14 protein-coding genes are annotated in these 14,015 nt (G+C 54.4%); 5 read left to right on the forward strand and 9 right to left on the reverse strand.

Features of this window, described 5'->3' with window-relative positions; genetic code table 11:
* From DWZ82_RS14315 to DWZ82_RS14330, 4 genes are all read right to left on the reverse strand, one after another.
* A partial coding sequence (locus DWZ82_RS14315) for a Gfo/Idh/MocA family oxidoreductase (RefSeq protein WP_158575301.1) occupies window positions 1–209 on the reverse strand: 209 nt, incomplete at its 3' end.
* Window positions 210–292: 83 nt separating this feature from the next.
* A complete protein-coding gene (locus DWZ82_RS14320) occupies window positions 293–1,321 on the reverse strand; it encodes a sugar ABC transporter substrate-binding protein (protein WP_242988274.1) in 1,029 nt (342 codons plus the stop codon).
* A gap of 79 nt (window positions 1,322–1,400) precedes the next feature.
* Complete coding sequence (locus DWZ82_RS14325) at window positions 1,401–2,276, reverse strand: sugar phosphate isomerase/epimerase family protein (RefSeq protein ID WP_118286282.1); 876 nt, start codon at window positions 2,274–2,276, stop codon at window positions 1,401–1,403.
* A 53-nt stretch (window positions 2,277–2,329) separates the two neighbouring features.
* Window positions 2,330–3,991: a solute:sodium symporter family transporter gene (locus DWZ82_RS14330; RefSeq protein ID WP_243022963.1), complete on the reverse strand. Its 1,662-nt coding sequence runs from the start codon at window positions 3,989–3,991 to the stop codon at window positions 2,330–2,332.
* Window positions 3,992–4,298: 307 nt separating this feature from the next.
* Here DWZ82_RS14330 and DWZ82_RS14340 point away from each other — a divergent pair, with 307 nt between their 5' ends.
* The 3 genes from DWZ82_RS14340 to DWZ82_RS14350 all read left to right on the forward strand — a co-directional run bounded on the left by DWZ82_RS14340 (window position 4,299) and on the right by DWZ82_RS14350 (window position 6,871).
* Complete coding sequence (locus DWZ82_RS14340; RefSeq protein ID WP_118361876.1) at window positions 4,299–5,321, forward strand: LacI family DNA-binding transcriptional regulator; 1,023 nt, start codon at window positions 4,299–4,301, stop codon at window positions 5,319–5,321.
* A 453-nt stretch (window positions 5,322–5,774) separates the two neighbouring features.
* Window positions 5,775–6,191: a MarR family winged helix-turn-helix transcriptional regulator gene (locus DWZ82_RS14345; RefSeq protein WP_118481355.1), complete on the forward strand. Its 417-nt coding sequence runs from the start codon at window positions 5,775–5,777 to the stop codon at window positions 6,189–6,191.
* Window positions 6,192–6,208: 17 nt separating this feature from the next.
* Window positions 6,209–6,871 carry a YczE/YyaS/YitT family protein gene (locus DWZ82_RS14350; RefSeq protein ID WP_118481356.1) on the forward strand — a complete coding sequence of 221 codons (663 nt, stop codon included), beginning with the start codon at window positions 6,209–6,211 and terminating at the stop codon, window positions 6,869–6,871.
* 74 nt (window positions 6,872–6,945) lie between these two features.
* Here the strand turns inward: DWZ82_RS14350 and DWZ82_RS14355 are convergent, their stop codons facing one another.
* Both DWZ82_RS14355 and DWZ82_RS14360 read right to left on the reverse strand, forming a co-directional pair.
* Complete coding sequence (locus DWZ82_RS14355; RefSeq protein ID WP_118481357.1) at window positions 6,946–7,941, reverse strand: ATP-binding protein; 996 nt, start codon at window positions 7,939–7,941, stop codon at window positions 6,946–6,948.
* A gap of 3 nt (window positions 7,942–7,944) precedes the next feature.
* Window positions 7,945–8,937 (reverse strand): DnaD domain protein, encoded by a 993-nt coding sequence (locus DWZ82_RS14360; protein WP_118481358.1) that lies wholly within the window; start codon window positions 8,935–8,937, stop codon window positions 7,945–7,947.
* 477 nt (window positions 8,938–9,414) lie between these two features.
* Here DWZ82_RS14360 and DWZ82_RS14365 point away from each other — a divergent pair, with 477 nt between their 5' ends.
* Window positions 9,415–9,618 carry a helix-turn-helix domain-containing protein gene (locus tag DWZ82_RS14365; RefSeq protein ID WP_110435853.1) on the forward strand — a complete coding sequence of 68 codons (204 nt, stop codon included), beginning with the start codon at window positions 9,415–9,417 and terminating at the stop codon, window positions 9,616–9,618.
* 55 nt (window positions 9,619–9,673) lie between these two features.
* Here the strand turns inward: DWZ82_RS14365 and DWZ82_RS14370 are convergent, their stop codons facing one another.
* The 3 genes from DWZ82_RS14370 to rpsO form a co-directional block, all read right to left on the reverse strand.
* Window positions 9,674–11,797, reverse strand: coding sequence for a polyribonucleotide nucleotidyltransferase (locus tag DWZ82_RS14370; protein WP_118361866.1), 2,124 nt, complete (start codon window positions 11,795–11,797; stop codon window positions 9,674–9,676).
* A gap of 13 nt (window positions 11,798–11,810) precedes the next feature.
* Complete coding sequence (locus DWZ82_RS15265; protein WP_158575303.1) at window positions 11,811–11,987, reverse strand: hypothetical protein; 177 nt, start codon at window positions 11,985–11,987, stop codon at window positions 11,811–11,813.
* Window positions 11,988–12,124: 137 nt separating this feature from the next.
* Window positions 12,125–12,391, reverse strand: a complete 267-nt coding sequence (gene rpsO, locus DWZ82_RS14375; protein WP_110435855.1) for a 30S ribosomal protein S15 — start codon at window positions 12,389–12,391, stop codon at window positions 12,125–12,127.
* A 1,134-nt stretch (window positions 12,392–13,525) separates the two neighbouring features.
* Between rpsO and DWZ82_RS14380 the strand changes: the two genes are divergently transcribed.
* Window positions 13,526–13,765, forward strand: coding sequence for a hypothetical protein (locus tag DWZ82_RS14380; protein ID WP_118481359.1), 240 nt, complete (start codon window positions 13,526–13,528; stop codon window positions 13,763–13,765).
* Window positions 13,766–14,015 lie beyond the last annotated feature (250 nt).

Here is a 14,015-nt window from a genome sequence, read left to right on the forward strand (position 1 = left end):
TCTACCTCAGGATTGTTGATAACGTCCATAAAGTCGGTGGATACGCCCGTGATCTTGCGCTCTGCCAGCCACTCGCGTGCGCCGGACTTATCGAGCATCGGGTCAGCAGCAGCTACTACCTGAACGCCCGGTACGGAGTTGATCAGGTTGTTAATGTGCAGCTTGCCGATTCGGCCGCAGCCTACAACGCCAATTTTCAAAATGCCCATTGGAATTCTCTCCTTATAGAAACGTGATTGTTTAATAGATACGCTGCACTTGCTGCTGCAAGTGCAGCGCATGGTATTACGGTTTACTGTGCAACTGCCTTGCCGTCCATCTGGCTCTTGAGGGTTGCCATGTAGTCCTCGGCGGTGGTGCTGTCGATGACCTTGGTACCGCAGTCAACAAAGCTGTCTACCTTTTCGCCGTTCAGATGTGCCACAACGGTCTTAACCGCCTGATAGCCCTGATCGTATCCGCTCTGTGCAACGGTCATGGTTTCGCCGCCATCGAGGATGGACTGTGCTGCGGTAATATTGCCGTCAAAGCCGATGAAGATGGTCTTAGCGTATGCCGGATTGTTCGCTGCTGCACGCGCTGCCGCGATCGCGCAGTCGTCATTGTGGCAGGCGATGATCGCCAGACCTTCCGGATGGCTCTGCATGATGCCTTCCATGCAGACGGTTGCCTTATCGGCTACTGCATCAGCATACTGCACCTCATCTGCGAGGAACGTGCCGCCAGCGCCGTCAATGCCCTCCTGGAAACCGGTGCGGCGTGCATCTGCGGTGGAGTCACCCTGAACGCCTGCAATATAAGCTGCTTCGATCTTATCCCAGCCGGCTGCCTTCGCCGCCTCGACAGCCTTTTCGCCGCCGCTTGCCGCTGCATCCTTCTGGCCGATGCCGATGAACGAAATCTTCTCAGGTGCATTAAAGTCCGTGTCGATTGCGAAGATGGGCATATCCGTGCCGCTTACCAGCGTGGAAGCCATATCGCCCTGCAGCGGTGCGATAATCATCGCGTCATACTTGTTGGCGTGCAGATCGGTTTCGATCATGTTCTGCTGCTCGTCATAGGCGGTTTCCGAGGTCGCGCCCTTCATGTCGAGTACTGCGCCGGTCTCAGCCGCCGCCTTTTCCGCGCCTGCCATCATGTACTGGGTGTATTCGTTCGAGGTGGTCTTGAACACGATGGAAATGTTGTAATTGCCATCGCCGCCCTCAGCCTGAGAGCCGTTGCCGCCGGTGGAATCGGAGGACGAGCCGCAGCCTGCGAGCATGGATGCCATCAATGCGGAGGAAACAAACAGTGCGCCGATTTTCTTCAGATAGCTCATAATAAATTCTCCTTTACAGATCAAAAAAATGTGATAAATGCTGGGGAATATGCTGTGAGATACTGCTGATTTTACGATATTAGAACTGTGCGTATTTTTCAACGTGTGCACGGGTGACTTCTGCGGACTTCTTTACGTTCTCCTCCTGCGACATCTCATAGTATGCCGGACGGAAGATCTCGATGGTGCAGCAGTCGCCGTCAAAGCCAATCTTCTTGAGGGTATCTGCGTAGCGCGCATGCGGCAGGCAGTCGCCCTCGGCACCCGGCCACAGACGCTTTTCGTCGTTGTTGTAATATGCGCCGCAGGGCATATCCTCGGTGCCGTTCAGGTGCCATACGAAAATCTTCTTGCCGTCGGCTTTTTCGAGGGTATCCCAGCCGGAGCCCATTGCGTAGAAGTGGTACTGATCGAGCGTTACGCCGACATACGGGCTGTTTACTTCCTCAACGATTGCATAAGCGTCCTCGAAGCGGTTGATAGTCATGGACGGCTCGCCGCAGAACTCAAGGCTCAGGCGGATGCCGTGCGGCTCGCACTTCTTAACCATTTCCTTGAGAACAGCAACTGCATCCTCGCGGATTTCCTTGCGGGTCGGGGTCAGGCCGCGCTCCTTCATGTCCTTGCTCGGTACGACAACGATCATCTTGCAGCCGAGGATGTTGCAGCGGCGGATGATCTCGTCCAGCTCAGCCATCACGGCGTCCTTTTCCTCCTGCGTCTGCTTCATGTTGAAGAAGCACAGCGCATTGTAGGAAAGCATCTTGAGGTGGTGGCTCTGGAACCATGCGCCCATCTCCTCGAGGGTGATCTTGCCGGCTTCCAGATCGCGGTTCAGGCACTCCGACTGAATGTCGATGCAGTCGAAGCCGTACTTCTCACACAGCTCGAGGTCCATCATAACACTGTGGTTCTTGCAGAAACGGTCATTTGCTTCATTAAATCCGAGTTTCATAGTAATTGTTCTCCTTTTCTTTTCTCAAACAGGTTCTTGGTTAGTTATTATACTCATGCGGCAATGCCGATGGGCGAAAACAGAATGTAGATGCCGATCGCCAGAATGATACCGATGATACATACGATATGGCGATACTTCCACGGAGTCAGATCGACTGCGCCGACATCGGCCGGAACATATTCTTCTGTGCCGCGGTATTTGTTCAGATACCACATGATGGCAAATTCAACGACGAACAGCACAGCGATGGCGTACAGATAATGAATTGGCTCACCCGAGGTGGGGTAACAGGGCTTGATGATCATAAACGCGCCGTAAGCGATAACGTGAACAGCGGTAATGACCTTGGGCGCGTACTTCGGTGCCTTGCGGAAGATGAGCGCGCCGAGTACGGTGAACAGAATCGGCAGGGAAACGAACTGGCTCATAGAGTTGAGGAAGGTCGTGATGCCCTGTGCGAACATAACGAACGGTGCCACGCAGATAGCGACTGCACCGGCGCAGGTGCCGTAGATCTTGCCGACCTTGACACACTGCATATCCGAAGCCTTGGGATTGATGGCGGTTCGGTACAGGTCGAGGGTAAACATGGTCGATGCGGAGTTGAGCACCGAGTTGAACGAGGACAGGATCGCGCCGAACAGAACAGCGGCGAAGAAGCCCATGACCGGCTTGGGAACAACGGCGGAAACCAGCGCCGGATAAGCGAAGTCAATCGCGGAGGAACCGGCCGCCGCCAGCTTGTCCTGAATGGACGGCAGGTGGTAAGCGATAACGCCCGGCAGTACCAGATAGAAGAAGCCGATGGTCTTGAGAAAACCGCAGTAGATCGCGCCCTTCTGACCTTCCTTCAGGCTCTTTGCAGCAAGTGCGCGCTGTACAAAGGACTGATTCGTGCACCACCAGTACAGATTGTTGAAGAACATTCCCGTGAAGATGAGCGGCCACGGCAGAGCCGGTTCAGCAGCATCCCACGAAGCCCATGCGTTGAGCTTTTCGGGTTCGGTTTGTACGAGGTACTTGACACCTTCTACGAGACCGCCGCCGGTGGTCTCGTGACCCAGCAACGTCAGCGCGAGGAACGGGATCATCAGACCGCCGATGATAAGGCCGATGCCGTTGATGGTGTCGGATACGGCAACCGCCTTCAAACCGCCGAAGATGGCGTAGCAGCCGCCGATAATGCCGATAACGACACACAGAATTGCAACAGCCTGGAACTTGCTGATGCCGAAGATACCGGAAATATCGAAGATATTCTCAAATACAACTGCACCGGAGTAAAGGATGACCGGCAGATTGAGGATGGAGTACATCACAACGATGACGAACGAGAACATCAGCTTGGTGCCGCGGCCAAAGCGTGCTTCCATCAGCTGCGGGATGGTGGTCGTGCCCATTTTGAGGTAGGTCGGCAGGAACCACAATGCCAGTGCAAACAGCGTGAACAGTGCACCGACCTCCCAGCCGATCGGACTCATATTGGAAGCCCAGCCCTGACCGTTTGTGCCGACCAGCTGTTCTGCGGACAGGTTGGTCAGCAACAGCGAGCCTGCAATGACAATACCCGGCAGTCCGCGCCCCGCGAGGAAGTATCCCTCGGCGGTGTCGAGCTTGTCATCTCGGGTCTTCCACGCTGAAATGACTGCCACCATGACGGTGAAAAACAGGAAGCTCAGCGCGATCCAGATCATGGAACTGAAAAATGACATTTTGTTTCTCTCACTCTCTTTTGGGGAATTTTTCGGTTTTGTGAATGGCCTTGTTCACTTGACAATCACAGAATATCACAGTGGATTTCCGGTTGCAATAGCTTGGGCGCACTATCATTTATCCGTGCATTATATCGTGATTATGCATATTAAGATTGCGAGTGTTTATGATATTATGCACAAAAATAGCGCTATCATTGTATCATTGGCGATGTGCGGTACAACATTTTCGTGCAGATGTAATATCTGGCGCACGGCTGTATTTTATGATATAGTATAAGTACAGATAACGCAGGAGAGTGATTTTATGGTAACGATGCAGCAGATTGCTGACCGCTGCGGGGTGTCGCGCGGAACGGTGGACCGCGCCCTGCACCACAAGGAGGGCGTGCGCGAGGAAGTCGCGGAACGCATCCGCGCGACGGCGCGTGAAATGGGTTATATCTCAAACCGCCTCGTCATGCAGCAGACGCAGCAGTGGAAGATCGGCGTGGTGCTCCACTCCGACCATTCGCCCTTCGTGCAGATGCTGTGCGAGCTGTTCGAGAGCTTTTCCGAGCGTGAGCTTCTCCCGAACATCACGGTCATTGTGCGCGCGATGCAGGACACGGATGTGCAGCATCAGCTGACGCTGATCGATGAGCTGGTAACGACCGAGCACATCGACGGCCTCGCGCTCATGCCGCTCGCGAACACGCTCGTGCGCGACAGGATAAACACGCTCAGTGAGCAGCAGGGCATCCCTGTCGTGACGCTCAACACGGATATCACCGATGCGAACCGCATCGCCTATGTTGGCACGGACAACATCGCGAGCGGCCGCGCCGCCGCTGCGCTGCTCGGCATGGTCATGCAGGGGCACGGCAGCGTGCTGCCGATTCTGGGGCAGCGCAGCGGTCACTATGCCGACTCGCAGCGTTTTACCGGCTTCAGCACCGAAATGGCGGAGAGTTTTCCGGATATCCGGGTTCTGCACCCGGAATGCTCGTTCCTCGACGAAAGCCTTTCCGAGCGCATCGCTATGCGCGCCATTCAGTCGGACAGCGAGCTGCGCGGCATCTATCTGACCTCCGCAGGACGGGAGGGCGTTTACCGCGCCGTGCACGCCGCACACCGCAGCGAAAAGCTGCACATCGTCGTTCACGATGTCACCGAGGGCAACATCAAAATGGTAAAAAACGGTACGGTCGATTTCATCATCGGGCAGGATGTCAAAACACAGGGCACGCTCCCGATCCGCCTGCTCTACGACTACCTCGAGCGCCACCAGTTCCCCAGAGAGCGCATGAATATGACGGATATTACGATTAAATTCCGCGGGAATGTGTAAAAATTCATGCTTTTTTCAAATAGATTGCAAGACCATAAAAAGAGCGTATAGCAATTTCAAGCTATACGCTCCTGTTTTATTTTATCAATAATAAACGAACATTTTTAGTATACACTTGTTTCGGGAAAACTACGGTATTTTGCATGATATGCAAGCAAAACTTGCTGTATTCGTCTTTAACATTCAAAGTTTGGCGAGATTGCTGAAACCGAAAATGCTTCAAAATTCGGAGTAAGAAACCTTGGTAGCGACCCTCTTGTACGCCTGCGCCGCGCAGGCGCAGAATCGTTAAAGAAACAGCGTAAAGTTATATCTAATGATAATATAACGAAAAGTAATCTATAATAAAGAAAGAAAATATAACAAAAAGTATAAAAATACAAATTGACAATCCGCACTCATGGGCATATAATTAGAAAGCAAACTGTTTGAATTAGAACAAAGGAGAACGCAATGGAATTTTCCACCCATTACCTGCTCATGGCTGACCATGCCATGCTGCAGAAACTTGTCATGTCGCGCATCAAACCGCTCGGTCTGACCACTGGACAGCCAAAAGTGCTGGATTTCCTGCAGGATCACGACGGCGCCATGCAAAAGGATATCGCCAAGGGCTGCCATATCGAGCCGTCCTCGCTTTCTACCATCCTCGGGGGAATGGAACGCGCCGGACTGCTTGAACGCAGCACACGCGACGAAAACCGCCGTACGGTGTATGTCCGCCTGACCGATCTCGGTTGGGAACAGTGCCGCCGCTTGAATGATATCTTTGCAGCCGCAGAAGAGGAGGCGCTGCGCGGCTTCTCACCGCAGGAGATGCAGCAGTTACAGGCCCTGCTTGAACGCATTTATCGCAATCTAAACAACTAAAAGGGGATAAAATAGGCATGAAAGGCTCTAAACTCGGTATTCGGCTGCTGTATTACTTCGGCGGCTTCTTCGTCATGACTATCGGCATTGCACTGTCGGTCAAGTCAAATCTCGGCGTGTCGCCGGTCAGCTCCATCCCATACACCATGACCTGTGTCTGGGGCATTGAGATGGGCGTTGCGACCGTCATTTTCCACGTTATTCTGGTCATCCTGCAAATGCTGCTGATGCGCCGCCGCTTTGAATGCAAAAATCTGCTGCAGATTCCGGTCGGCATGGTGTTCGGCGCATTCACAACCACCTGCAACACGCTCGCGGCAATGTTTCCCTCGACGGACAACCTAATTATCCGTTTGCTGATGTGCTGGATTGCCACTGTTTTCGTTGCAATCGGCATCTTTTTCTACGTTCCGGCGGACATTATGCCGCTGGCCGGTGAAGGCGCTATGCTGGCCATCTCCACGCTGACAGGCAAGCCGTTCCCGACCGTCAAAATCGCGTTTGACGTATCTATGGTGTGTATTTCGCTCATCACCTGCCTGATCTTCCTGCACGGACTGGGCAGCGTCGGCATCGGTACGGTTATCGCGGCGCTGCTTGTCGGTATCGAGCTGCGCATGATTACGCATCGGTTTGGTCGCTGGCGCGATAAGCTGCTCGGCAAACAATCCGAAATCTGAGGCAACACCGCAGTTTAATTATGCGGTGTTACCTAAAAAATCCCTCTCTTTCTCGCAAAAAGAGAGGGATTTGCTTATGTTCTGCGCATTTTCAGCAGCCGGATGTCATCACCGAAGAACCGCAGCGGCAGGAACTCGCCGAGCAGGCGGGAGGCCACGGCAGGCGAGTATTTCTCGCTGAGCGTTTCCGGCAGCAGGTTGGTGTTGATGATCATGGGGCGCTTAGCCATCAGGCGGTTGTTGATCAGGTTGTACAGCGCGGAAACCGTAAAGGCGGTGCCCATTTCGGTGCCCATATCGTCGATAATGAGCAGGTCGGCGCGCTCGTAGCGTGCAGCGCGTTCTGCGGCGGCTTCGCCGTCACCGGAGCCGAATTTGATGGTCTCATACGCGGCCACAATGTTGATGGCGGTGTCGTAGGCCACGGAAAATCCGCGTGCGGAGACCGCCTCGGCAATGCAGGTAGAGAGAAAGGTCTTGCCCAGACCGGTCGAGCCGAACAGCAGCAGATTGGGGGAATCCTTGCTGAATTTTGCGGCATAAGTCTTGCATTCGCCCAGATTATATTCCATATTTTCGCGCGGCGAAATACCGCTGCGTCCATCCGGGCGGGTGGAGTAAAAGCTCATGTCGAACTTGGAAAAGTTCTGATCGGCAATCGGCAGCACCGAGGAAAGCTGCTCCTTGAGCAGCTTGGCGTAGCGCGCCTTGACGCACTCGCAGGTCGCACTGCCGGCGTAGCCGGTGTCGCCGCATTTCGGGCACAGCGGCTTGTCGGTCAGATAATCGGCGGGAAGTCCAAGCTGCCGGAGCAGGCCGCCGCGTTCCTCCTGCAGACCGAGATTGCGGTCGCGCAGCTTTTCGATTGCAGCAGTCGGGTCTCCGCCGGATTCCATTGCGGCCCGCAGAACGGACGCTGCTGTGGTGCTCAGCTCGCGGTCGATTGCGCGGATACGCGGCTCGCGTGTGTAAATATCACGCCGACGCGCTTCCAGCTCCTCGGTGTGAGCCGTGCGCTCGCGTTCCAGCTCGCGCCGTGCGGCGGCGAGCAGTTTTTTATCGTATGCCATAGGTTATTCCTCCGTGTTGCGGCGATGACTGCGCACGCGTGCAGCCCAGTCCTGCTCCCAAGCGGCGAGCGTGGCTCTGTCGGTCGGCTGTGCGGGTGTCTGACCGACGGCGGCAGGCACGGCAGACACGGCAGACGTGCGGGTTTCCGGCTCGAGAGCGGTGATTTCGCTGACCGTATGTACGCCCGCATTGTCCCATCGGCGCAGAATGCCGAGCGTGTAATCCAGACTTTTGTGTCCCTGCTTTTGACCGGTGCGGTGCACCGCCAGTTCCACTGCGTCGGCAGGGAAGCCGTGCGCCAGTGCAAAGCGGCAGACGCGCTGCTCCTTGGGCGCAGGCTGCTCGATATCCGCACCGAGTGCGCGGTAGATCGCCTCGCTGAGCGGTTTTTCGTCCGCACGGCGTGTTAGGTACTGCTGGGCCGCCTGCGCGGTGACAATGCCCATATCGGCCCACTGGTTGGCTTCGCGGCGCAGATCGGTCGTGCGGACCGTGCCCTTTTCGCTTTTTAGATAGCTGAGCAACTCAATCGTTGCGCCTGCGTCCAGACCGAGATAGTCGTAAATGGTCAGCAGACAGCGCAGCTGGCCTTCGGTCAGCGCACGGCCTGTAATGCCCTCTGCTGCATCGCAAAGGCCGGAGAAGGTCTGGTCGTCCAGACGGGCACGGCGCAGCTCATCGCCGGTGTAGCACGGCGCTTCGGCGGATTTGTCGGTTGTTGTTTTGGTTTTTTCCGTCGGCGCGATTAGGTTGTTGAGCGTGAATGCCGCACGTTCGTAGCGATCGGCGCTCAGACGCAGGGCACGCGCTGCAGCGGAGCCGTCCGTGCCGCCGTGCCGCAGGATATAAAGATACAGCAGCGCCGCGTCGCCGTCGCCGACCGCGATCAGCTTGTCAAGCATGTCGCAGCGTGCTACGCGCAGTTCGCCCTCGGGCAGCAGCACAGAGGTCATGGGCTTGTCCTTCTTTCCGGTGGATTTTGGTGTACCCCTCATTATAGCATAAATCCCTCTTCATTTGAAGAGGGAAGAATTGCAGAGAGCGACAGAATATGTGCTACAATAAAAGCAGAAAACCGAGGAAACTCTTGGTTTTCTTCGTAAACTGGTGAGAGCGTAGCCGCCATCGGCTGCGCTCTTTTGCTATCTTCATTATAGTAGTTTTAAGGGGAAAGTCAATATGGGTTTATTTGCGTGATTTACGGTGATTATCATCATATAAACCGAGATACTGCCGTCGAATTGTCCGCTTACGCAGGCAAATCACGGTTCGGCGAAGCTGACTGCAGCCTTCGCAAATATCTTTGCTCCAAGAGAGTGAAACATCCCATTTGGTATAGCAGGTGCCCTCCAGGCGGTTGAGACAATCCAGACAAAATTCAGCCATAAGCTCACCTCACACACATTATACTCAATATATTGGGCATAGTCAATATATTAGGTCGTGTTATGTTGTGCGTGAGGTGATCGTACATGATCAGTTACGCTCCGTTTTACCGGACGCTTTTAGAAAAAGGCGTTACAGAATACCATTTAATTTACAAACAGGGCTTTTCCGCCAATATTCTGCACCGCATGAAGCACGGTAAAACAATCACACTGAAAACGCTGGATACACTGTGCTTTATCCTAAACTGCAGTGTTTCGGATATTATCGAGTATATCCCGGATGAATAAAAAGGCTTCGGAGCATCGCTCCGAAGCCTTTTTCTCTATTTCAGCCGAAATTCAATTACAGAATCTTCTCTTCCGGCTTAACATCCTTCATAGACAGGTTTACACGGCCCTTGTCGTCGATCTCCATGACCTTAACCCAAACCATGTCGCCTTCCTTGACAGCGTCCTCGACCTTCTCGATGCGGTGGTCAGCCATCTTGGAGATGTGAACCATGCCGTCCTTGCCCGGCAGCAGGTTTACGAATGCGCCGAAGTTCATCAGACGAACGACCTTGCCGTAGTAGATCTCGCCCGGCTCCGGCTCCTTGACGATCGCTTCGATCATCTTCTTCGCCTTGTCTGCATCGGTAGCCTTAACGGCAGCGATGGTAACGGTACCGTCATCCTCGATGTCAACCTTTGCACCGGACTCAGCAACGATGTTCTGGATTACAGAGCCGCCCTTGCCGATAACCTCGCGGATCTTGTCCGGATTGATGTGCATGGTGGTCATCTTCGGTGCCCAGTCGGAAACGTCCTCACGCGGCTGCGGGATAGCCTTGAGCATGATCTCGTCCAGAATGCCGTAACGAGCAACGCGGCACTTCTCGAACGCCTGCTTGATGATGTTCGGGGTCAGACCGTCAACCTTGATATCAACCTGAATTGCGGTAATGCCCTTCTTGGTACCTGCTACCTTGAAGTCCATATCGCCGTAGAAGTCCTCAACGCCCTGAATATCGGTGAAGGTGGTCTCCTGACCGCCATCGGTGATCAGACCGCAGGAAATACCGGCAACCGGTGCCTTGATCGGAACACCGGCATCCATCAGAGCCAGCGTGGAACCGCAGACGGAGCCCTGAGAGGTGGAGCCGTTGGAGGAAATAACCTCGGAAACCAGACGCAGAGCGTACGGGAACTCGCTTACCGGCGGGATAACCGGCAGCAGAGCGCGCTCAGCCAGAGCACCGTGGCCGATCTCACGACGGCCGGGACCGCGGGACGGACGGGTTTCGCCAACAGAGAAGGACGGGAAGTTGTAGTGGTGGATATAGCGCTTTTCCTTCTCCTCGAAGATGGTGTCCAGCTCCTGCGCATCGCCCAGAGTACCCAGAGTGCAGAGCGTCAGAACCTGGGTCTGACCGCGGGTGAACATGCCGGAACCGTGTACGCGCGGCAGAACGTGAACCTCGGCAGCCAGCGGACGAACCTCTTCCATGCCGCGGCCATCTACGCGCTTGCCGTTTGCCAGCCAGCGGCGAACGATCTTCTTCTGCAGCTTGTCTACGCACTCGCCAAGGTTAGCGCCGTGCTCTTCCTTGTACTCTTCGTCCAGAGTTGCTTCAAACTCGTCAACGATAGCGCGCACGCCGGCGTCACGAACGGTCTTGTCGTCGGTATCCATAGCAACCTCGAACTTGTCGTTGCAGGCTGCCTCGAGCTTGTCGAACAGGTCGTGGTCGATGTCATGATGCTCGTACTCGAACTTCGGCTTGCCGATCTCGTCCTTGATGGACTGGATGAACGCGCAAACCTTCTTCAGCTCCTCATGTGCTTCCATGAGTGCGTTGAACATATCGTCCTCCGGAACTTCCTGTGCACCGGCCTCGATCATAACGATCTTGTCCTTGGTAGCACACAGGGTAACGTCCATCTCGGATACCTTGCGCTGCTCGGAGGTCGGGTTGATAACGGTCTTGCCGTCAACGATGCCAACCTGGCAGCCGGCTACAACGTAGTCGAACGGAATATCAGAGATAGAAACTGCGATGGAAGCGCCCAGCAGAGCAACAACCTCCGGGGAGTTGTCATAGTCGTTCTCCAGAACGGTGCAGACGATGGAAACGTCGTTGCGCAGGTCCTTCGGGAACAGCGGACGCATCGGACGGTCGATCTGACGAGAGGACAGGATCGCCTTCTCGGACGGACGGCCCTCACGGCGCATGAACGAGCCGGGGATGCGGCCTACTGCGTACATACGCTCCTCAAAGTCAACGGAGAGCGGGAAAAAGTCGATGCCGTCACGCGGCTTAGCGGATGCGGTAGCAGTAACGAGAACAGCGGTCTCGCCGTAGCGAACCAGGCAGGAGCCGTTAGCGAGCTGTGCCATCTTGCCGGTCTCGACGGTCAGCTTGCGGCCGGCGATCTCGGTCTCAAAAACGCGGTAGTTTTTGAAGTCAAAGTGGTTGATGTTTGCCATTTTGTTTCCTCCTTTAATCGTTTGGGGAGGGCGGCAGCAGCTTTTTTAGCACTTGAAACAAAAACCAAGCGGAATGGAAAATGGAGAATGCAGAATTGCTGTATTGCGCACTGCGCGATAATTTAATAAGCGCGTAGCGCAGCCAGCGCAGCGCGGACGGAACTCGCGCAAGGAGAGCGTTATCTTCCATTTTCAATTCTCAATTTTCAATTCCGAATCATGCTCTGCATGATTTGGTCTCTCTTTCAACTGCTAAAAAGCGATAATGCCGCCCAGCTTAAAATACAGAAACAGGGGAGCAGACTGCTCCCCTATTTTCGCATTTTCTTACTTACGGATACCCAGCTTAGCGATCAGGGCACGGTAACGGTTGATGTCCTTCTTCTGCAGGTAAGCCAGCATAGAACGACGCTGACCAACCATCTTCAGCAGACCGCGGCGAGAGTGGTTATCCTTCTTGTGTACCTTCAGGTGCTCGGTCAGCTCCTTGATGCGGGCGGTCAGGATTGCAACCTGAACCTCCGGGGAACCGGTGTCGGTAGCGTGGGTACGGTTTGCCTCGATAACGGCAGTCTTGTCTTCCTTACGGATCATGTCGGTAGTTCACCTTTCATAAATAAAATTTTACTCACCCACAGGCCGGGCCGCGGCTTGGTGAATGGAGGCGATAGGAACGCTTCCTTTGTCCGTCAGCTAAGCGCGGGGCGAAAGTATATTTATATTACCATGAAAATGACTATTTGTAAAGCGATTTTCGCGGATTTCAGCATAAAATCTCGAAAGCAGACGCGCGTTTGACGAAAAAACAGGCATGTTTTTGTACAAGTTGTCAGTTTATGCGGAATACTGCTGCGTGAATTGTCGGATTGTACAATTATGAATGAATTGTAAATGCGATTTTGGCACATTTGAATCTTGTCCGGCGAGAGGCAGAGTGCTATAATTACTACCATCATCGGTGGAGGGCTTGAGAGTTCTTCTCGCTCGCTGCCGTTTTTATTTATTGCTAAGAAACGCGACGGGGCGGTGCAGCAGCGCGGCCTGATGTCGCGTTTTTATTCGTTTTGGGGTACTTTTTCCGAACGGGGAAAACGGGGTCGCATACCTGTTTTCTGCACCGGATGGGCGGGATGCCCGAACCGCGCAGGCGGTTCGTCCTGACGGGCGGAAAGTTTCTCGCTGCACCTCAGCGGGGAGTGCGCCGTCTGCGGACGGCGGGGACGTTGCGGTGCCCGCCGCGGGGGCAAAAAGGAAGGGACACCTGCGGTTTCCCTTCCTCTTTGAACTCCTATCTTTCCCTTATTCGGACAGCACGGCGGCAATCAGAGAGCGGCGGCCGCTTCGGAATAGGGGAACGGCAGTCGGGTTACTCTTGCGTAGGAACGCGCATTACGCGTCCATTACTCGACCTATACGCAGTTCTCGGATGCCGTTCTGCTACACATACCGGCAACTCTACGCAGACGCGACACAAGGTGAATTGCCCAAAGGGCAAAAGAAGGTCCCCTGGGGGATAACAGTGTCGCGCAACTCGTTTGCGCGTTATTTCGCATAGCACCTGCGAAGTTTATATGCCGCTAATGCTTTACCGGAGGGGAGGGATGAACTCATCACTCCGCGTGTTGGCGAATTTCATTGATTTGATCAACCTGCACTTACAAACGACTGTAGGGGCGCACATTGTGCGTCCTTTTTCCGTTCTGCACAAACAAAACAGGAGGAATGGACATGAAGCGGATTAAGGCGGCGTGCATTTATCAGACCCTGCATTTCCAGCTGAAGGAGGATTTGGAGCACAGTATTGCGGTGCGTCTGGTGCGCGAGGAAGTCGAGCACTACAAGCAGGCACTGGAGCGCAACCGCACGCGCTATAAAATCGTAGACGAGGCGGAGCAGGAGGATGGTTCGGTAGTCATTCGTATCATCAAGCAGTACAACCGGAGTCTGGTAGGCGATTATCTGGATTGAAAAGAGCCTGTCTGCAGCGCAGACAGGCTCTTTCTCTTTATTTTGTGCCGAAAAAAGCCGCAGAGCAATGCTCTGCGGCTTTTCTTATACAATCAGAAGCAGCGTGCTGCGCTTTCCGCGGGCATGGCGGATATTGCAAGCGGGGCTCCAAAACCCGCCGCAAACCGGGAGGTCGCAGGCAGTACGGCGCTTCAAAAAGCAATCAGATGATTACTTAGACTCCTTAGCAGCCTTGATTGCGTCGATCATC

It is taken from the genome of Butyricicoccus sp. AF35-5AC (assembly GCF_003477715.1).
GTDB lineage: Bacteria > Bacillota > Clostridia > Oscillospirales > Butyricicoccaceae > Agathobaculum > Agathobaculum butyriciproducens.